This window comes from Listeria sp. Marseille-Q6474, from assembly GCF_946902005.1.
Lineage (GTDB): Bacteria > Bacillota > Bacilli > Lactobacillales > Listeriaceae > Listeria > Listeria innocua.
Genome location: NZ_CAMPPS010000001.1, coordinates 476,522 through 495,742, shown reverse-complemented (window position 1 = coordinate 495,742; position 19,221 = coordinate 476,522). Strand labels below are relative to the sequence as shown.

Sequence of the window (19,221 nt, the reverse complement as noted above, 5' to 3'; positions counted from 1 at the left end):
TTTGCGTTTTCAAAGGAATTTTAGAGAGAAACTGTTATAATGTAAAAGGAGTTTATAAGGAGGGTTATTTATATGGATGAACAATTAAAGATGTTAAAAGCACTAACGGATGCAAAAGGTATTCCCGGTAACGAACGTGCGGTTAGAAACGTATTTCGTGAATATATTGAACCGTTAGCTGATAGTTTTGAAACAGACGGCTTAGGTAGCGCCGTTGCGAAAAAAGTGGGCGCAGAAGATGGACCAAAAATCATGATTGCTGGCCATTTAGATGAAGTTGGCTTTATGGTGACTCAAATCGATGATAAAGGTTTTATTAAATTTCAAACAGTGGGCGGTTGGGTTTCGCAAGTAATGCTTGCACAAAAAGTAACAATCGTGACGCGTTCTGGCGAAGAAATCACCGGTGTTATTGGCTCTAAACCACCGCATGTAATGACAGCAGCAGAACGTCAAAAATCTTTTGATATTAAAGATATGTTTATTGACGTTGGTGCGGTTGATAAAGCAGAAGTTGAAAGTTACGGCATTCGTCCTGGTGATATGATTGTGCCAGCATTTGATTTTACCGTAATGAAAAACGAGAAATTCTTACTTGCAAAAGCTTGGGATAATCGTATTGGACTTGCTATTGCAATCGAAGTACTTAAAAACCTACAAAAAGAAGCACACCCAAATATCGTTTACGGTGTTGGAACAGTGCAAGAAGAAGTTGGTTTACGTGGTGCCAAAACAGCAGCACATTTCGTTCAACCTGATATAGGTTTTGCCGTAGATGTTGGTATTGCTGGTGATACTCCTGGAGTAACTGACAAAGAAGCAATGAGTAAAATGGGAGAAGGTCCACAAATCGTTATCTATGATGCTTCCATGGTAGCACATGCTGGCCTTCGTGATTTTGTAACGGACGTAGCAGACGAACTATCTATTCCTTACCAATTTGAAGCAATTCCAATGGGCGGAACAGATTCAGGGTCTATTCATTTAACAGGAAACGGAATCCCGTCGTTATCCATTACAATCGCAACTCGCTATATTCATTCCCATTCCTCGATGCTACATCGTGATGATTTTGAAAATGCAGTTAAACTAATTACCGAAGTAGTTAAACGTTTAGATAAAGAAAAAGTATCAGAAATTCGCCTAGGTTGAGTTTCGAGAAAAGAGGACAACTTTTATGGAACAGATTCAATCAGTAAAAAACGACCGTGTCAAAAAATGGAAGAAACTACAAACGAGAAAAGGCCGCGATAAAACCGGAACTTATTTGGTGGAAGGCTTTCATTTAGTGGAAGAAGCGTTACGTCAAGATGGTTTAGTACTGGAGCTGCTTATTTCAAGTGGTGTTTCTGTTCCAGAAGAGTGGTTAAAAGGCGACTATGATGTCTTTGAAATTAGTTCCGAAATCAGCCATCTAATTAGTGACACAATGACAGAACAAGGTGTATTTGCTGTCGTTGCTATTTCAGAGCCAGACATGATGCTATTATATGGTAAGAAATTGTTACTCGTAGATGCAGTACAAGATCCAGGTAATGTCGGCACGTTAATTCGAACTGCTGATGCGGCTGGATATGATTGTGTCGTTCTAGGAAGAGGTAGTGCAGACCTTTATAATCCAAAGGTTATTCGTAGCACGCAGGGGAGTCACTTCCATATTCCTGTCATTCAAGCAGATTTATTTGAGTGGGTGGCGAATTTAGAAGAAGAAGGTGTTCCAGTGATTGGAGCAGTTTTAGATGACCAAGCCAAATCACTCAATGATATGCCAAAGCGTGAAACATTAGCCTTAATGGTTGGAAACGAAGGAAACGGCATATCAGAAGAATTACAAGATCGACTTTCCGAAAAAGTGTATATTCCAATTTACGGTGATAGTGAATCATTAAATGTAGCTGTAGCAGCCGGAATTTTACTTTATGGTTTAAGAAAATAATAAAAGTGGTTGATAAGTCGGAATGAACTTATCAACCACTTTTTTAAATCTCTTCTTGTTTTTCCATTTTTACTTCACGAATTGCGACGCGTTTTAAATCAGCTACGACACTATGCATATAATCAAACGCAGCGCCCCAGTCAATCCCAGTAAAGAAGCCGTTCGAACTACCTGTTGAGATAATCGTTACTTCTGTTTCTCCGTGGAAATTATTAATGTTAACAAATAATGCCGCTCGATTAGAAGAACGGAAGTAAAATTTTTCGCAAGCAAGTGTCGCTAGTTCTCCAAAATCAAATGTTCTAATTTCGGAAAATACAATATTTGACCCTACTTGACCAGCTTTGATTATTTCGAAGGTTTCTGAAACATCTGTTTTAACAATGTAGCGAATAGATGGCATGAGAGACGCCTCCTTCATTAATCTATCTTACTTATATTTTAAGTCAGAAGGATACTTTGGTCAATTATATTTCGACTTACTAAATATAAGCAACAAAAGATTTATTAGTTACTTTCTGATGATAGATATGGTACAATAACGTTAGAGGTGAGAATTATGACTGATGCACATACAGTATGTCCGAAGTTTGAATCGGCGTTCCAACTATTAGGTAAACGCTGGACTGGACTTATCATCAATGTCTTACTGACTGGTCCAAAAAGGTTTAAACAAGTTGCCGCTGAGATCCCACAAATGAGTGATCGGGTGCTTGCAGAACGTTTGAAGGAACTTGAGGAAATGGATATTTGCTTAAGACAAGTTTATCCAGAAACTCCTGTACGCATTGAATATGAACTAACCGAAAAAGGTAAAGCACTCCAAGAAGTAATGCTTGAAGTCCAGTGTTGGGCGGATAAATGGGTGGAAGTACCTAATTAAAAAGAGATAATCTCTCCAACTAATATGGGGAGATTATTTTTTAGCTTGAATCTTTCGTAGAACCATACTATAATAGAAACTATCTAAATAAGTAAAGACAATGAAAGAGCCAAGTAGCATAGTGAGTCTGTATAGGGAGAAGTGGTCATAGACTGAAAGCCACTTTACAAACGAATTTGCGAACATTTCACCTCTGGAGTCGCCCCCCGAGAAGCACGTTATGTGTGAAGGTGGTCCGGTTACTAAGCCGTTATCGAATTTTGAGTGGGAACAAATTTTGTTCTTATTAGGGTGGTACCGCGAGAAGTCTCGTCCCTTTGTGGATAGAGCTTTTTTATTTTGTCTAAAAAGAAGGAGTGAACGGTATGTTAGAGCAATTACAAACGCTGAAAAGTGAAGCAGAAACGCAAATTAACGAAGCAGCAGACTTAAAAACATTGAACGACTTACGGGTAAAATACCTTGGTAAAAAAGGCCCGATGACCGAAATCATGAAACAAATGGGAAAACTTTCCGCAGAAGAAAGACCAAAAATGGGTTCACTTGCTAATGAAGTAAGAACAGCCTTAACAGAAGCGATTTCCAGCAAACAAGAAATTCTGGAAACAGCAGCAATTAATGAAAAATTAAAATCAGAAACAATCGATGTTACTTTACCAGGCACAGCGCCAAGCATCGGAACAAAACATTTACTAACACAAGTAATTGAAGAAATGGAAGATATGTTCATTGGTATGGGTTATGAAATCGCAGAAGGACCAGAAGTAGAACTGGATTACTATAACTTCGAAGCATTAAACCTTCCAAAAGATCACCCAGCTCGTGACATGCAAGATAGCTTCTATATTACAGAAAATACTTTATTACGTACTCAAACATCACCTGTACAAGCAAGAACGATGGAAAAACATGATTTCTCTAAGGGACCAATCAAAGTTATCTGTCCAGGTAAGGTATACCGCCGCGACAACGATGATGCAACTCACTCCCACCAATTTACGCAAATCGAAGGGCTAGTTGTTGGTGAAAACATCACTTTTGCGGATTTAAAAGGGACGCTGACTGTCCTCGCTAAAACTATGTTTGGTGAAGAACGCGAAATTCGCCTTCGTCCATCATTCTTCCCGTTCACTGAGCCTTCTGTTGAAATGGATATTTCTTGTTTCAAATGTGGTGGTAAAGGTTGCCGTGTTTGTAAAGGAACAGGTTGGATTGAAATTTTAGGAAGCGGTATGGTACATCCAAACGTACTAGAAATGTCCGGTATTGATTCCACTCGTTACAGCGGATTTGCTTTTGGCTTAGGACCTGAACGTGTTGCGATGTTAAAATACGCAGTGGATGATATTCGCCACTTATATACGAATGATTTACGCTTTACGAAGCAATTCCAAAGCACAGAAACGGGGGAAATCTAATGTTAGTTTCATATAATTGGGTCAAAGAATTTTTCCAAGACTTCCCGTTAACGGCGGAAGAGCTAGGAGAAGCAATTACAAGAACCGGAATTGAAATTGAAGGCGTAGAAGAATTAAGCGCTGGTTTGAAAAATGTCGTGGTTGGGGAAGTATTATCATGCGAACGCCACCCTGATGCAGAAAAATTGAACAAATGCCTTGTCCAAACTGACGAAGAAGAGCCAGTTCAAATTATTTGCGGAGCTCCAAACGTTGCTGCAGGTCAAAAAGTAATCGTAGCCAAAGTTGGTGCAAGACTTCCAGGTGGACTTAAAATCAAACGCGCAAAATTACGCGGCGAAGTTTCGGAAGGAATGATTTGCTCACTTGCTGAACTTGGCTTTGAAAGTAAAGTTGTACCAAAAGCTTATGCGGACGGCATTTACGTTTTACCAGAGCATGTTGAAACAGGCGTGAGCGCAATTACTTTACTTGGCTTAGATGATGCGATTCTCGATATGGCAATTACACCAAACCGCGCAGATGCATTAAGTATGAACGGCGTAGCGCATGAGGTAGGCGCAATTATCCATCAAAAACCAGCGCAACCAACCGAGCCTGATGTATCTGAAAAAGGTAAAGCAGACGATTTTATTTCCGTAGAAGTAGAAAATCCAACAGAAACACCTTATTATGCTATTAAAATGGTTGAAAACATCGAAATTAAAGAATCACCTCTATGGCTTCAAACAAAATTAATGAAAGCAGGCATCCGTCCACATAATAACGTAGTCGATGTAACAAACTACATTAATTTATTATACGGACAACCACTGCATTCGTTTGATTATGATAAAATCGGCAGTAAAAAAATCGTCGTTCGTTCCGCAAAAGACCAAGAAGAAATTACCACACTTGATGGCGAGAAAAGAACATTACAAACAGGGCACACTGTTATTACTAATGGAACTGAACCGATAGCAATTGCTGGAGTTATGGGCGGAGAGTTTTCTGAAGTAACTGAAACGACAACAACTGTGGCACTGGAAGGAGCTATTTTCAGTAGTTCATCTGTTGGAAAAGCATCCCGCGAATTATATTTACGTACAGAAGCAAGTATTCGATATGATAAAGGTTCTGATGCTTGGAAAGTAGAAAAAGCACTTGCACACGGCGGAGCACTTATCGCTGAACTTAGCGGCGGAACGCTTGTTGGCGGCGTAGTAGAAGTAGATAATCGTGAAAAAGCAGTAAATAAAATCGAAACAAGCTTAACACGTATTAACCGTATTTTAGGAACGGAGATTTCCCTTTCCGAAATAGAAACGATTTTTGATCGCTTAGGATTTGTATTAGAAGTTAAAGAAGACACATTAATCATTGAAGTACCGACTAGACGTTGGGACATTACAATTGAAGCGGATATTTTGGAAGAAGTTGCACGTATTTATGGTTATGATGAAATTCCTGTCACACTTCCAGCAACGAGCACAACTGGTGGATTATCTGACAGCCAAAAAGCTCGTCGTGTAATGCGCGCTTATTTAGAAGGAGCAGGACTTAACCAAGCATTAACGTATTCTTTAACATCCAAAAAAGATGCGACTCGTTTAGCGTTATCCGATGAAAAAACAGTGGCGCTTTCGATGCCAATGAGTGAAGAACATAGCCATTTAAGAACAAGTATCGTCCCACAATTAATTCGTAGCGCAAGTTATAATATCGCTCGTAAAAATATGGACGTAGCACTTTATGAAATGGGAACCGTGTTCTACGCAACAGAAGGTGACAATTTACCAATCGAACAAGAGCATTTAGCTGGCTTAATTACTGGAAATTGGCACACAGCTGATTGGCAAAAAACACCAAAACCAGTAGACTTCTTTGTTTTAAAAGGAATTGTTGTAGGTTTAGTGAACAAACTTGGAATCGAAGCCGAACTGCACTGGAAGCAAATCGAAAAAGAAGAACTGCATCCAGGAAGAACAGCAAGCATCCAGTTAGAAGGAAAAGAAATCGGTTATCTTGGAGCGCTTCATCCAGCAGTGGAAGCAAGCTACGATTTAAAAGAAACGTATGTATTTGAAATTAATGTAAAAGCGTTACTTGATGCAACGAAAGAAAAAGTAGTTTATCATCCAATTCCACGCTACCCAGAAATGACACGCGACTTGGCCTTACTTGTGGATAAAGATATTGACCATGCTACAATCTCTCAAGTAATCAAAGAGCATGGCGGAAAACTCTTAGTCGACATTGAACTATTTGATATTTTCGAAGGCGAAAGTTTAGGCGAAAACAAAAAATCACTCGCTTATACATTAACTTTCCTTGATAGCGAAAGAACACTTGTCGAAGAAGACGTACAAAAAGCAACTAACAAAGTAGTGGAAGCATTACAAGCAAAATTACATGCTATTATCCGCTAGTTAATTAAAAAGAACTGAACTATTTGGAAAACATTTTCGAGTAGTTTGGTTCTTTTTTTGCACAGTGGAAATCTTGCCTGTTTTAACACTTCACTAACTAAAATAACACATGTTATAATGGTTAAATATGACAAACAAAAGAAGGACGAAAAAAAATGACCTATGTAGAAATGAAGGACGTATCTAAATTCTATCAAATGGGCGAAAATGTTGTGACAGCTAATGATAAAATTAATTTTGGAATTAAAAAAGGGGAATTTGTAGTTATTGTTGGGCCTTCAGGGGCTGGGAAATCTACCGTATTAAATATCCTTGGTGGAATGGATAGTGCCAGTGAAGGGCGTATCATGGTAGATGGCCAGGATATTGCTCAATATAACGCAAAACAATTAACTAAATATCGCCGCACGGATGTCGGATTCGTTTTCCAATTTTACAATTTAGTGCCTAATTTAACTGCCAAAGAAAATGTTGAATTAGCAGCGCAAATAGCGCCAAATGCATTAGATGCAGAAACCGTTTTAACCCAAGTTGGCTTGAGTCATAGATTAGATAACTTCCCGGCTCAGTTATCTGGCGGTGAGCAGCAACGGGTTGCAATTGCTCGAGCATTAGCTAAAGCACCCAAATTGCTTTTATGCGATGAACCAACTGGCGCCCTTGATTATGATACGGGTAAATCAGTCTTAAAATTATTACAAGAAACTTGTGAAAAGACTGGTACAACAGTTATTGTTATCACCCACAATACAGCGATTACGCCAATTGCAGACCGAATAATTGAAATTAATAATGCAAAAGTTCGGAGCATCAAAGAAAATACGGAACCAATGTCCATTGATGATTTAGAATGGTAGAAAGGAGCAAGCATTGAAACGTTCAGCTTTATGGAAAGATATCTACCGAGAAATATGGCATTCAAAAAGCCGCTTTATTTCAATTTTTATGCTGATAATGTTAGGTGTTGCTTTTTTCTCCGGACTAAAAGCAACTGGACCGGATATGCTTTTAACAGCAGACAATTATTTTAATAAGTATCAACTCGCCAATTTCAATGTCCAGTCAACGTATGGACTAGATGATACGGATAAAGAAGCTTTAGAAGGTATTTCGGGAGTCGCTCAAGTAGACTTAGGATATACAGCAGATACTTTAATGAAAGAAAACAACATTGTTACAAAATTATATTCAAGCTCTGCAAGTGATAATTTAAATAAATATAAAGTAGTAAGTGGTCGTTTGCCGGAAAAATCAGGTGAGATTGCTCTGGATAACAACAAAGTTATTCAAGACAACATCAAAATCGGCGACAAAGTAACTTTTGTTAAAAATGATGGAAGTGAATTAACCCATACACTTAAAAAATCAACGTATAAAGTAGTTGGCTTTGTTCGTTCACCCGCATACATCCAAAAATCCGAACGGGGATCAAGTACTGTTGGAAAAGGAAAAACAGACGCTTTCGGTGTGATTCCAGAACAAGATTTTGATTTGCCTGAATACACTATTGCCAGTCTCACTTTTAATAATCTAGCGGATAAAGAAGCTTTTAGTGATGCTTACATTCGCACGGAGAAAAAAGATAACAAAAAAGTGGAGCAAGCTTTAGCAGGACAACCAGAAAAACGACTGAATAAAATTAAAACGAGCGAACAAAAAAAATTAGATGATGCCACAGCTGAAATCAATAAAGGAAAAGCAGAACTACAAAAAAATCAAGCCAAACTAGATGCTGCAAAAGCACAATTGGATGAAGGCTTTTCCAAGTACAATGCTGCCAAGGCTAGCTATAATACCAAAATTAAACAAGGTGAATCAGAAATAGCTGCTGGTGAAGCGGAACTAGCGAACGCAAAAAAACAATTAGATGCCGCAAAAATGCAGATTAATCAAGGCGAAGAAGCCATTTTACAAGCTGAAAGAGAATTAAAAGAAGGCCTAGCTGCATGGAATGAGGCCAATAATCTCCTCAATACAGCAAATGGATACTTAAAAAATGCGCGATCAACCTTAGAAAATGCTTTAAAACAACCAGATTTAACTGATTTTGACATCGACCGAGAAAGCTTAACTAATGCAATCAATATGGTGACCTCAGAACTTGATATTTCAGATGAAGAACTCGCTGAATACGAAGAAGCCATTAACACTTTGCTCGATGATTATGAAAATGGAGCCATTAGCGATGCACAAATCCGGGAAGCTCTGAACGCTGCACTTAAACAAGTTGCTGAAGGTGAAAAAGCCTATCAATCGGCTCGAACAGTTTTAGATGAAGAAAAACAAAAAATAGAGCAAGGCGAAAAAACACTAGCTAGTAAACAACAGCAACTTGAGCAAGCAAAAATAGCGTATCAAGCAGGAGTAGCAAAATATCAAGCCGGTCAAGAAAAAATCTCCCTCGCTAAAAAACAATTGGCTGACGGCAAAGAGACAGGCGCCGCAGAATTACAAAATGCGCTAAAAAAATTAAATAGTGGGCAAGCAGAATACAATAAAAACCTCGCACTATTTGAAAAAGAGAAAAAGGCAGCCGAAGCCAAATTAGCTAGCGCCGAAAAAGACGTTAAAATTGGCCAAGAAAAACTCGATGCACTTAAACTACCGAAATACTATGTCCTTGATCGTAACGATAATCCAGGTTATAGCGAATATAAAGAAAATGCCGATCGTTTAACTTCTTTATCCACAGCATTTCCAATCTTTTTCTTCTTAATCGCAGCACTTGTTTGTTTAACAACAATGACTCGAATGGTTGAAGAACAAAGAACGCAAATTGGAACATTAAAAGCATTTGGTTATTCGAACGGTAGCATCATTTTGAAATATCTTGTTTATGGTTCGATTGCAAGTATTGGCGGAAGTATCGTTGGAATTATAATCGGTTTCCAATTTTTCCCAAATATTATCTTTAATGCTTACAAAACAATGTATGAAATGCCAGCTGTCGACATTGGATTTTACTGGGGTTACAGTTTATTATCCGTTTGTGTAGCATTATTCTGTACGACTTTCACCGCATATGCAGCATGTCGGGCAGAACTAAGAGCGAATGCAGCTACATTAATGCGCCCGAAAGCGCCAAAAATCGGCAAACGAATTTTCTTAGAACGAATTAGCTTTATCTGGAAACGAATGAATTTTACGAGCAAAGTAACAGCAAGAAATCTCTTCCGCTACAAACAACGGATGCTGATGACAGTACTCGGTGTTGCTGGTTGTACAGCGCTAATTCTTACTGGCTTTGGACTGCGAAATTCCATTAGTGATATAGCTAAAATGCAGTACGGTCAAATAATGAAATATGACGCAGCAGTTTATCAAGATATGAGCGCTCCACCAACAGCAAAAGAAACGTACGATAACCTAATGGAAGGTTCTAATATCAAAAGTAAACTAGCGATGTCGCAAACAAATATAGATGCAGTCAAATCAGGGCAATCTGCACAAGCGAGTTCCATCATTGTCCCTAAAAATTTAAACGAATTACCAGACTATATCGTGTTGCGTGACCGTGCTAGTCACACAACAGAAAAGCTAACAGATGATGGCGCAATAATTAGTGAAAAACTAGCTAAATTATTCGATATAAAACCAGGCGATTCGATTACTGTAAAAAATGCGCAGAACGATAAGTACAAAATCAAAGTTAGCGCTATTACAGAAAACTATGCAATGCACTATATTTACATGACACCAACGTATTATCAACAAATATTTGACGAAAAACCTAGTTACAATTTAGATTTATTAATGCTTAAAGACACTTCTGAAAAAGTAGAAACTGAGTTCGCAGAAAAATTAACAGATAGTAAATCTATTTTAACGATTACTTTCTCAAACAATATAAGTTCGATGCTAACGGATACTCTAGATAGTTTAAATATTGTCATTGTCGTATTAATTACATCGGCAGCACTACTAGCCTTTGTCGTTTTATACAACCTTACAAATATTAATGTATCAGAGCGTATCAGGGAACTTTCCACTATCAAAGTACTCGGTTTTTATCCAAAAGAAGTGACAATGTATGTTTACCGTGAGAATATCATTTTAACCTTGATGGGCATTGTCGCTGGATTTATCCTTGGCTTCTTCTTGCACCGATTTATTATCACGACTGCAGAAGTCGATCAAATGATGTTCAGCCCTGCAATTGATTGGACAAGCTATCTATTCTCCGGCATTCTTACCCTTGTTTTTGCATCCATCGTCATGGTTGTGATGCACATTAAACTTAAACGAATTGATATGATTGAAGCACTTAAATCCGTAGAATAACCTTGAAAAGAACTTGCTATTTAAGCAAGTTCTTTTCATTTGACTTCAAAATAAATAAAGCTTAAACTTGGAAATAGTTAAGGGGGTGAACTTTATTTGGAAAAGCAAAAAGTGAAACAACTGATAAAGAGTTACCAACAAACTTACATATTCGCGATGACACATATACATCAGGCTATTTCTGAAATTTCAGCTAATACAGTAGACTTATCGATTGAACAATTTTTTGTATTGCGAGAAATAGCTACTGGTGATGAAATAAGTGCTACAGAACTTTCTGCTTGTCTAAATGTAAATAAAAGCGCAATTACACCAAAGTTAAAAAAACTAGAAGAAAAAGGCTACATTAGACGAGAACGAAACAAGCATGATAAACGCGCCGTTGTTTTAACCATCACAGAAAAAGGGAATAGCGTTTACGAAGAGTGTGAAAAACAATTAGAGTTACTCGTAAATGAATGGCTTGAAATTCTAGGGGAAAAAGACAGCGAACAATTTTTTGAGTTGTTTCAAAAAATTACCAAGTCAGTTGTCAAACCGAAAAAATAAAAAGGAGAGATTTGGCATGAAATGGATTATGAAACTCCGCTGGGCCATTTTAGCATTTTGGCTTGCAGCAGCAGTCGTATTAATGTTTATCGCACCACCCATGGCAGATCTTGTACGCGAAAAAGGCGAATTAAAGCTGCCTGATGGTTATCCGTCATCACTTGCGACAGAAATGCAAAAGAAACACAATCCGGATGACAAAGGTTCAGCATACATTGCGGTGTACACAGCTGACCACAAGTTAACTGGGACCGAGTTAAACAATATTAAAAAATCACTAGATTCCATTGACAAAAATAAAGATGAACTTCACGTAACCAACGTTGTATCAAGTTTTAATCAACCCGAATTAAAAGATAAATTCTTATCAAAAGACGGTAAAACGATGGTAGCAAGTCTAACTGTAGATGACACAGATGCCTCTGTTAAAAGCATTCGAAACGCTTTAGACAAAAAAATGGATGTTAAAGGCGTTGATACTTACTTAACAGGAAATAAATTAATTCAAGAGGATGTTGTTCAAGGTTCAGAAGACGGTTTACATAAGACAGAAGGCATCACAGTTGTCTTTATTTTAGTCGTATTATTCCTTGTATTTAGATCTGCAGTAGCGCCGTTCATTCCACTTTTAACTGTAGGAATAAGTTATCTCGTTGCACAAAGCACGGTCGCTTTCTTAATTGACATCTTTAATTTCCCTGTTTCGACCTATACGCAAATATTTATGGTGTGTATTATGTTTGGGATTGGGACGGACTATTGTATTCTCTTAATGAGTAGATTTAAAGAAGAAATGGGAGCAGGGCTAGATCCACGAGAATCTGTTCATGCAACTTATCGTACAGCGGGTAAAACAGTTATTTATAGTGGTGTAGCTGTACTCGTTGCCTTCACTTCGCTTTATTTCGTTCAATTTGATTTATATCGTTCCGCAGTCGCTGTTGGTGTCGGTATTGTCGTCTTACTCGCAGCACTTTATACACTCGTACCATTCTTTATGAGTACGCTCGGAACCCATTTATTCTGGCCATTAAATAAAAATATTAGCCATAAAGAAAATAAAGTGTGGGGAGCTGCTGGGAAATTCACATTTGCGAGACCATGGATTGCTTTACTCATCGTTGCAGCTATCACATTGCCGCCAATTTTACTGCATACAGGAACAGAATCATTTAACTCATTAGATGAAATTAGTGATAAGTATCCTTCTAAAAAAGGATTTGAAATCGTTTCAGATAGTTTTGGAGCAGGACAAGTCGCGCCTACACAAGTTTTTATCGAAAATGACGATAACATGCGTACAACAGAATATATTGCGCAAATTGAAAAAATTTCCGATGATTTATCTCACTTAAAAGGTATTGATATGGTTATGAGCGCGTCACGTCCAGCAGGAAAACGTGTCGATGATATTTACATTAAAAATCAAGCTGGACAAGTAAATGATGGCGTTGGACAAGCAACTGATGGAGTAGGTGAAGTCAAAAAAGGCTTAGATTCTGCTAGCTCAGAACTTAAAAAATCAGAACCAGCTCTTGATAAAGCAGTTGCTGGAGTTGGCGACCTTCAAAAAGGTACCCTGGCAACCGAGCAAGGCATCAATCAACTTCAAGCTGCACTCGCTCAAATTCAAACAGGAATTGAAAGTGGCGCAACTGGTGCAGGAGATTTAAAACAAGGAGTAGCAGAAGCCAAGTCACAACTCGCTTCACTTCAAAATGGAGAAGCACAAATTCAAGCAGGTTACGTAGAAATTCAGAAAAACTTGCAAAATGTAGCAGATCAATTAAAAGGCTTTGGAAATCCCAATTCACCAGCAATTGACACATCCAAGCTCGAAGCACAGTTTAAGAAAATCGGGGAATCGTTCCAAACATTCGCAGCAGCACATCCAGAAGTAAGAAACGATCCTAAATTCCAAAAACTAGCGGCTGATATACAAGGTCTACAAACAGCTGGTAATGAACTAAAAACAGCTGCAGGACAACAAATGGCCGCTCTTCAAGCAAAAATGAAAGAACTAAATCAAGGTATTCAACAATTAGCAACCGCAATGAACCAATTAAATGAACAGTCCAAACAAATTTCAGACGGCCTAAGCGCATTTGGCACTGGACTTGGTCAGATTGAAACTGGACTTGATCAATTAGAAAACGGCCTAAATAAAGCCGCAGACGGTCAAGGTCAAGTTGTTTCTAAAATGCCTGAAATCTCTAACGCCCTATCTCAAATTGCAGCAGGGCAAGGTGCACTAAAAGAAGGTTTTGCCGGAATTAGCGGGCAAATGGGTGAACTAACAAATGGCTTAACTTCAGGAGCTGATGGATTAGGAAAAGTTGAAAGTGGTCTAAACACAGCGAACGGACTTATTGATGATTGGTCGAAAGTTCCTTACGCAAGTTCTGGAATTTACGTACCAGATGCGCTATTAAAAAATGCTGATTTCCAAAAAGTACTAGACCAATACATTTCTTCTGATGGAAAACTAGCTACGATTAATGTTATTTTGACAAAAAATCCATATTCGAATGGAGCAATGGATTCCATAGATGACATTAATGAACAACTCGCAGCTAGTATGAAAGGCACAAAACTAGAAAATGCCAAAATTGGTATTGGCGGAATGACTAGCGCTAACTACGATACAAGAGATATGTCGACAGCCGATTATCATTTAGTACTTGTTATTGTTCTAGCCAGTGTATTCGTAACCCTAGTTATCGTTTTACGTTCACTTGTAATGCCAATTTATCTTATCGCATCACTCGTATTAACTTACTTTGCGGCACTTGGATTTGCAGAAATAATCTTTATGCGAATTCTCGGCTATAGTGGACTAACATGGGCAACCCCGTTCTTCGGATTTGTTGTACTCGTCGCACTCGGTATCGATTATTCGATATTCCTTATGTCACGATTTAATGAATATAACGGGCTTTCCGTTCGCGATAGAATGATAAAAGCGATGAAAAATATGGGTGGCGTTATCTTCAGCGCAGTGATCATTCTCGGTGGAACATTCGCCGCGATGATGCCAGCAGGAGTTCTTTCCTTACTTGAAATCGCAACAGTAGTTCTGATTGGCTTAGTGCTCTACGCCATCGTTATCTTACCACTATTCGTACCAGTTATGGTTAAACTATTCGGTCGTGGTAATTGGTGGCCATTTATCACAAGAAAAGGCGATCATCAAGAAAACGTACCACCGAAAAAATAATTAACAAACCGCATTCCTTTAATCGAGGAGTGCGGTTTTTAGTTTAATTTAAAAAGTTATTTTGCTAAGATGGGTATAGAGATGAATAAAGGAGGAAGGAAGCAAATGATAAAACTCGAAAATGACTGGGATGAGTTATTAAAAGATGAGTTTAACCAGCCATACTATTTAAAACTTCGCCAGTTCCTAAAAAATGAATACCAAACCAAAAGAGTATTTCCTGATATGTATGATATTTTTAATGCTTTAAAACACACGGCTTATAAAGATGTAAAAGTAGTTATACTTGGTCAAGATCCATACCACGGACCAGGACAAGCACACGGTCTTTCTTTTTCAGTCCAAAAAGGTGTTCAAATTCCACCATCGTTACAAAATATTTATTTAGAATTACATAATGATTTAAATTGTGAGATTCCAAACAATGGCTATCTGATACCATGGGCGGATCAAGGCGTGCTCTTACTGAACACAGTTCTTACCGTTCGCGCTGGTCAAGCCAATTCGCACCGTGGCCAAGGTTGGGAACTGCTAACAAACCGCATTATTGAAATGATTAACCAGAAAGAAGAACCCGTTGTCTTTTTACTTTGGGGAAACAATGCAAAAGAGAAGTTACAGCTACTCACAAATCCAAAACACATTGCTTTCACATCCGTTCATCCAAGCCCACTTTCAGCTTCACGCGGCTTTATGGGATGCAAACATTTTTCAAAAACAAATCACTTCCTAGAGCAAAATGGCATCAAACCAATTGATTGGCAAATTCCTTCTATATAATTAAAAACGCCTCGTCTTTATCTGACGGGGCGTTTTTTCATTTTTTAGCAATTTTCAAGGCTTTTTCTGTGTTAGCAAAATGTTGTTTGGTATATTTAGCTAATGTTTCTAGTCCAAATCGTTCAATAATTTCTGCTGCAACAACGTCCACGTGTGGTCCGGCACCTTTTGGAAGCGAGATACCAACTTCTTTTGACATAGCATCAAAGGCTTGCACAAATTTATATCGAGCAATAATTGAAGCTGCTGCCACTGAAAGATGAAGTCCTTCTGCTTTCGTTGCGAAAAATACATCTTCTCGAATAATACTTGGCTCTTTTGCTAAATATCGATAGTAAGTATTTTTTTCAGCAAATTGATCAATTAAAATCGCTTCTGGTTTTATGGGAGCAAGTTTTTTTAGGACATTTTCAATAGCACGGTTATGTAGTAATGCTTTCATTTGGCCTTGGTTCATGCCTCTTTTTTGAAGTTCATTGTATTTAGGATTAGGGCAAAGTAGCACACTATGGGGAACGATTGGCATGATTTTCTCTGCTATTCGGCAAATTTCTGGGTCTTTCATGGCTTTTGAATCTTTCACACCAAGCTCTTTTAAAAGTGGCATCATTTCAGCGTCCGCATAAGCTGCACAAACTGTAATTGGACCAAAAAAATCACCAGTACCGACTTCATCTGAACCAATAACATTTTTGGCGGCAAAGTTCGCTGGAAGAACGCCTTTAGAAACACTCGGCGCCTTCGTTTTTGCTTCTGGAAGAGTCGCAACCCATTTTTTTGCTTCAGCTTCTCCGTTGACTCCTTGGAACATTACTTTACGAGATTTGTAGCCAGTAATCGAAACACCAGGTTTTTTTGCCGCGAAAACGGCTCCAGGTGGGAGTTTTGGGCTTGAAAAGGGAAGATAAGTTTGTTTCATTTTTTCGAGTGTTGATTGATCAACTATGATAACTGTATTTGCGATAAGGCATCATCCTTTCAAAGTTCTATTGTAACATACTACGACGAAAGACTGAATATCTGTTAAACGGGTGGTTGACTCTTTTCTTTCCAGCTTTTTCGTGATAAGATTATGACAAGTAGCGGCCTAAATGAATTTGGGCGAGGAGGAATTTACGTGGCAAATGAGAGAAATAAAGTAGTGACAACAATTTATGGTAGAGAATATACGATTGTTGGCGTAGAAACAGCTGACCACTTACGAAAAGTAGCTCGTCAAGTTGATGAAAAAATGCACGAAATTGGCTCCCAAAATCATGCGCTAGATAGTGGTAGGCTCGCGGTATTAACAGCTGTGAATGCAACTCACGATTATTTAAAACTAGAACAAAAATATCTAGAGTTGGAACAAGAACTGGCTCGAATTAAAGGAAGAGATTAATGATTTTAAATGCGATTATTTTAATTTTACTTGTTTGCGGCTTTTTCGCAGGATTTAGAACAGGCCTAATCAAACAACTTATTTTATTACTTGGTTATATTTTGGCATTTTTTATCTCGTATACGTATTACGAAGATTTAGCGCCACATTTAACTTTTATACCTTATCCAGGTAGTGATACTTCAGATGGATTATCCATTATTTTACAAGAATTAAGAACAGAAACAGCTTACTACAATGTACTTGGCTTTGCGATTATTTTCATTGTGGCAATCATTGTTGTGCATATGCTCGCTTCCCTTGTTGGTGGCTTGACTAAAATCCCAGTGTTGCGTCAAATCAATGGATTATTAGCAGCTGTTTTTGGTGTTATTAAGTCTTATTTAATTATTTTTATTGTTTTGTTCGTCATGGCAATTTATCCGGCAAATTGGTCTGAAAACCTCATTGATAGCTCGACGGTTGCTCAGTGGATGCTTGAAAATACGCCAATTTTGTCCGAACAATTTTATGACTGGATGACAGATATTCTGCCAAAATAAAAGAAACATTCGATACCAGATGTATACTCTTAGCCAATTTTGGATAGGATTTCTCTGGTATTTTTTAATGACCATGCGAGGGAGGAATTAAGATGGCTACTAATAAAAAAGAAATCATTCGTTTACTTGAGGAAATTGCCACTTATATGGAATTAAAAGGAGAAAATAGCTTTAAAATATCGGCTTTCCGAAAAGCCGCGCAAGCAATTGAACTAGATAGCAGAAGTCTGGCGGAAATTGAAGACTTTACTAAGATTAGCGGTATTGGAAAAACGACGGGTGAGATTATTCAACGCTATTTGGACAGCGGCGAATGCCCAGAACTCGTGGAACTAAAAAAAGAAGTGCCAGCTGGCCTCGTTCCACTTTTAGATGTACCAGGACTTGGTGGTAAAAAATTATCACGTCTTTACCATGAATTAGGCGTAGTAGATAAAGATACATTACTTAAAGAGGCTCGGAACGGTCACATTGAAGCATTAAAAGGTTTCGGTAAAAAGTCTGCGGAAAAAATGGCAGAAGCAGTGCGCGAAATGGGCGAACGACCTGATAGATACCCACTAAATGATGTGTTACCAATCATTCAAAAAGTAGAAGATTACCTAGCTAGCATAGATGCAATTGCAACCTTTGCTCAAGCAGGCAGTTTACGTAGATTACGAGAAACAGTCAAAGATTTGGATTACGTTATTGCTACTGAAAAACCAGAAGACGTTCAAAAAGCATTACTAGAATTTCCTCTGATTACAGATGTTATTGGGGCAGGTGAAACAAAAGTATCAGCTGTGCTAGAAGATAACATTACAATTTCAGTAGATTTTCGTTTAGTAGAAAAGAAAGCTTTTGCAACAACCTTGCACCATTTTACCGGTTCCAAAGATCATAATATCAAAATGCGCCAATTAGCCAAACAATCGAACGAAAAAATAAGTGAATATGGTGTGGAGCAAGAAGATGGAAGTATGCGTCATTTTGAATCAGAAGAAACGTTCTTTAAACACTTTCATATTCCATTTTTACCTCCAGAAGTACGGCGCGATGGTACAGAAATTGAACGGGTGACAAAAGATACGAAATTCCTCGAGTTAAGTGATATTCGCGGTGATTTACACATGCATACAACTTGGTCGGACGGAGCTTACGCGATTCCGGAGATGATTGAAGCTTGTATCGCTAAAGGTTATGAGTACATGGTCATTACTGATCATGGAAAATTTTTACGAGTAGCCAATGGTCTGGATGAGAAGAGATTACTTGAGCAACAAGCAGAAATTAAAAAAGTAGCTGCTAATTATCCGGAAATTAACGTTTATTCTGGCGTTGAAATGGATATTTTAGCAGATGGCTCTCTGGATTTTGATGATGACACTTTAAAACAGTTAGATTTCGTTATCGCATCGATTCATTCCAGTTTCCAACAATCAGAAGAAGAGATTATGAAACGACTAAAAACAGCCTGTGAAAATCCATATGTGCGCCTGATTGCTCATCCAACAGGTAGAATTGTCGTGAAAAGAAAACCATATCATGTTAATATGAAAGAACTAATCAAACTTGCAAAAAATACAGGCACAGCGCTAGAATTAAATGCCAATCCACAGCGACTTGATCTAAACCGGGAGCATTTAGAAATGGCCCATGCAGCAGGTGTGCCAATCGCAATTAATACGGATGCGCACGATACGAAACATCTCGATTTTATGTCGATTGGAGTCCGTGCTGCAACGAAAGCTTGGCTAGATAAATCTGCAATCCTGAATACAAAATCAGCCGCAGAATTTAAACAATTTTTACAGAATAAATAACTTTTAAAAAGAAGGATGACT

At 38.2% G+C, this 19,221-nt stretch carries 15 protein-coding genes and 1 other annotated feature; of the genes, 13 read left to right on the top strand and 2 right to left on the bottom strand.

The window, feature by feature from the left end; translation table 11 throughout:
- Positions 1-72 precede the first annotated feature (72 nt).
- Both OC533_RS02400 and OC533_RS02395 read left to right on the top strand, forming a co-directional pair.
- Positions 73-1,152 carry a M42 family metallopeptidase gene (locus tag OC533_RS02400; protein WP_003761851.1) on the top strand — a complete coding sequence of 360 codons (1,080 nt, stop codon included), beginning with the start codon at positions 73-75 and terminating at the stop codon, positions 1,150-1,152.
- A 25-nt stretch (positions 1,153-1,177) separates the two neighbouring features.
- Entirely contained in the window at positions 1,178-1,936 is a 759-nt protein-coding gene (locus tag OC533_RS02395; protein WP_194323403.1) for a TrmH family RNA methyltransferase, read from the top strand.
- 43 nt (positions 1,937-1,979) lie between these two features.
- On the opposite strand, the gene OC533_RS02390 is transcribed toward OC533_RS02395, so the two are convergent.
- On the bottom strand, positions 1,980-2,339 hold the full coding sequence (locus tag OC533_RS02390) for a DUF6054 family protein (RefSeq protein WP_010990816.1): 360 nt from the start codon (positions 2,337-2,339) through the stop codon (positions 1,980-1,982).
- A gap of 156 nt (positions 2,340-2,495) precedes the next feature.
- Between OC533_RS02390 and OC533_RS02385 the strand changes: the two genes are divergently transcribed.
- The 8 genes from OC533_RS02385 to OC533_RS02350 all read left to right on the top strand — a co-directional run bounded on the left by OC533_RS02385 (position 2,496) and on the right by OC533_RS02350 (position 15,472).
- Positions 2,496-2,819: a winged helix-turn-helix transcriptional regulator gene (locus OC533_RS02385; protein ID WP_003721618.1), complete on the top strand. Its 324-nt coding sequence runs from the start codon at positions 2,496-2,498 to the stop codon at positions 2,817-2,819.
- Between the two features lie 91 nt (positions 2,820-2,910).
- Positions 2,911-3,139, top strand: a binding site (T-box leader).
- Positions 3,140-3,184: 45 nt separating this feature from the next.
- The gene (gene pheS / locus OC533_RS02380; protein ID WP_003761856.1) at positions 3,185-4,237 is read left to right on the top strand and encodes a phenylalanine--tRNA ligase subunit alpha; all 1,053 of its coding nucleotides are present in this window, start codon (positions 3,185-3,187) and stop codon (positions 4,235-4,237) included.
- Positions 4,237-6,645 (top strand): phenylalanine--tRNA ligase subunit beta, encoded by a 2,409-nt coding sequence (gene pheT / locus OC533_RS02375; protein WP_194323404.1) that lies wholly within the window; start codon positions 4,237-4,239, stop codon positions 6,643-6,645. Before pheS ends, pheT begins: the two co-directional genes overlap by 1 nt.
- Positions 6,646-6,800: 155 nt before the next feature.
- Positions 6,801-7,502 carry an ABC transporter ATP-binding protein gene (locus tag OC533_RS02370; protein ID WP_003761859.1) on the top strand — a complete coding sequence of 234 codons (702 nt, stop codon included), beginning with the start codon at positions 6,801-6,803 and terminating at the stop codon, positions 7,500-7,502.
- Between the two features lie 13 nt (positions 7,503-7,515).
- Positions 7,516-10,926: an ABC transporter permease gene (locus OC533_RS02365; RefSeq protein WP_194323405.1), complete on the top strand. Its 3,411-nt coding sequence runs from the start codon at positions 7,516-7,518 to the stop codon at positions 10,924-10,926.
- Positions 10,927-11,022: 96 nt separating this feature from the next.
- Positions 11,023-11,475, top strand: a complete 453-nt coding sequence (locus OC533_RS02360) for a MarR family winged helix-turn-helix transcriptional regulator (RefSeq protein ID WP_033533107.1) — start codon at positions 11,023-11,025, stop codon at positions 11,473-11,475.
- Positions 11,476-11,491: 16 nt separating this feature from the next.
- A complete protein-coding gene (locus OC533_RS02355) occupies positions 11,492-14,692 on the top strand; it encodes an MMPL family transporter (RefSeq protein ID WP_194322292.1) in 3,201 nt (1,066 codons plus the stop codon).
- A 105-nt stretch (positions 14,693-14,797) separates the two neighbouring features.
- On the top strand, positions 14,798-15,472 hold the full coding sequence (locus OC533_RS02350; protein WP_070753268.1) for a uracil-DNA glycosylase: 675 nt from the start codon (positions 14,798-14,800) through the stop codon (positions 15,470-15,472).
- Between the two features lie 37 nt (positions 15,473-15,509).
- Here the strand turns inward: OC533_RS02350 and rnhC are convergent, their stop codons facing one another.
- Positions 15,510-16,436, bottom strand: coding sequence for a ribonuclease HIII (rnhC, locus tag OC533_RS02345; RefSeq protein WP_194322598.1), 927 nt, complete (start codon positions 16,434-16,436; stop codon positions 15,510-15,512).
- Between the two features lie 153 nt (positions 16,437-16,589).
- Between rnhC and zapA the strand changes: the two genes are divergently transcribed.
- From zapA to polX, 3 genes are all read left to right on the top strand, one after another.
- Complete coding sequence (zapA, locus tag OC533_RS02340) at positions 16,590-16,853, top strand: cell division protein ZapA (RefSeq protein ID WP_003761872.1); 264 nt, start codon at positions 16,590-16,592, stop codon at positions 16,851-16,853.
- A complete protein-coding gene (locus OC533_RS02335; protein WP_003766594.1) occupies positions 16,853-17,395 on the top strand; it encodes a CvpA family protein in 543 nt (180 codons plus the stop codon). The genes zapA and OC533_RS02335 overlap by 1 nt, the downstream gene beginning before the upstream one ends.
- Positions 17,396-17,487: 92 nt before the next feature.
- Positions 17,488-19,200 (top strand): DNA polymerase/3'-5' exonuclease PolX, encoded by a 1,713-nt coding sequence (gene polX / locus OC533_RS02330; protein WP_194323406.1) that lies wholly within the window; start codon positions 17,488-17,490, stop codon positions 19,198-19,200.
- Positions 19,201-19,221: the final 21 nt, after the last annotated feature.

Coding starts and splice junctions, on each gene's coding strand:
- OC533_RS02350 (WP_070753268.1), top strand. CDS start 14,798: ATGATAAAACTCGAAAATGACTGGGATGAGTTATTAAAAGATGAGTTT.
- OC533_RS02370 (WP_003761859.1), top strand. CDS start 6,801: ATGACCTATGTAGAAATGAAGGACGTATCTAAATTCTATCAAATGGGC.
- OC533_RS02400 (WP_003761851.1), top strand. CDS start 73: ATGGATGAACAATTAAAGATGTTAAAAGCACTAACGGATGCAAAAGGT.
- OC533_RS02335 (WP_003766594.1), top strand. CDS start 16,853: ATGATTTTAAATGCGATTATTTTAATTTTACTTGTTTGCGGCTTTTTC.
- polX (WP_194323406.1), top strand. CDS start 17,488: ATGGCTACTAATAAAAAAGAAATCATTCGTTTACTTGAGGAAATTGCC.
- OC533_RS02385 (WP_003721618.1), top strand. CDS start 2,496: ATGACTGATGCACATACAGTATGTCCGAAGTTTGAATCGGCGTTCCAA.
- OC533_RS02395 (WP_194323403.1), top strand. CDS start 1,178: ATGGAACAGATTCAATCAGTAAAAAACGACCGTGTCAAAAAATGGAAG.
- pheS (WP_003761856.1), top strand. CDS start 3,185: ATGTTAGAGCAATTACAAACGCTGAAAAGTGAAGCAGAAACGCAAATT.
- OC533_RS02390 (WP_010990816.1), bottom strand. CDS start 2,339: ATGCCATCTATTCGCTACATTGTTAAAACAGATGTTTCAGAAACCTTC.
- pheT (WP_194323404.1), top strand. CDS start 4,237: ATGTTAGTTTCATATAATTGGGTCAAAGAATTTTTCCAAGACTTCCCG.
- OC533_RS02355 (WP_194322292.1), top strand. CDS start 11,492: ATGAAATGGATTATGAAACTCCGCTGGGCCATTTTAGCATTTTGGCTT.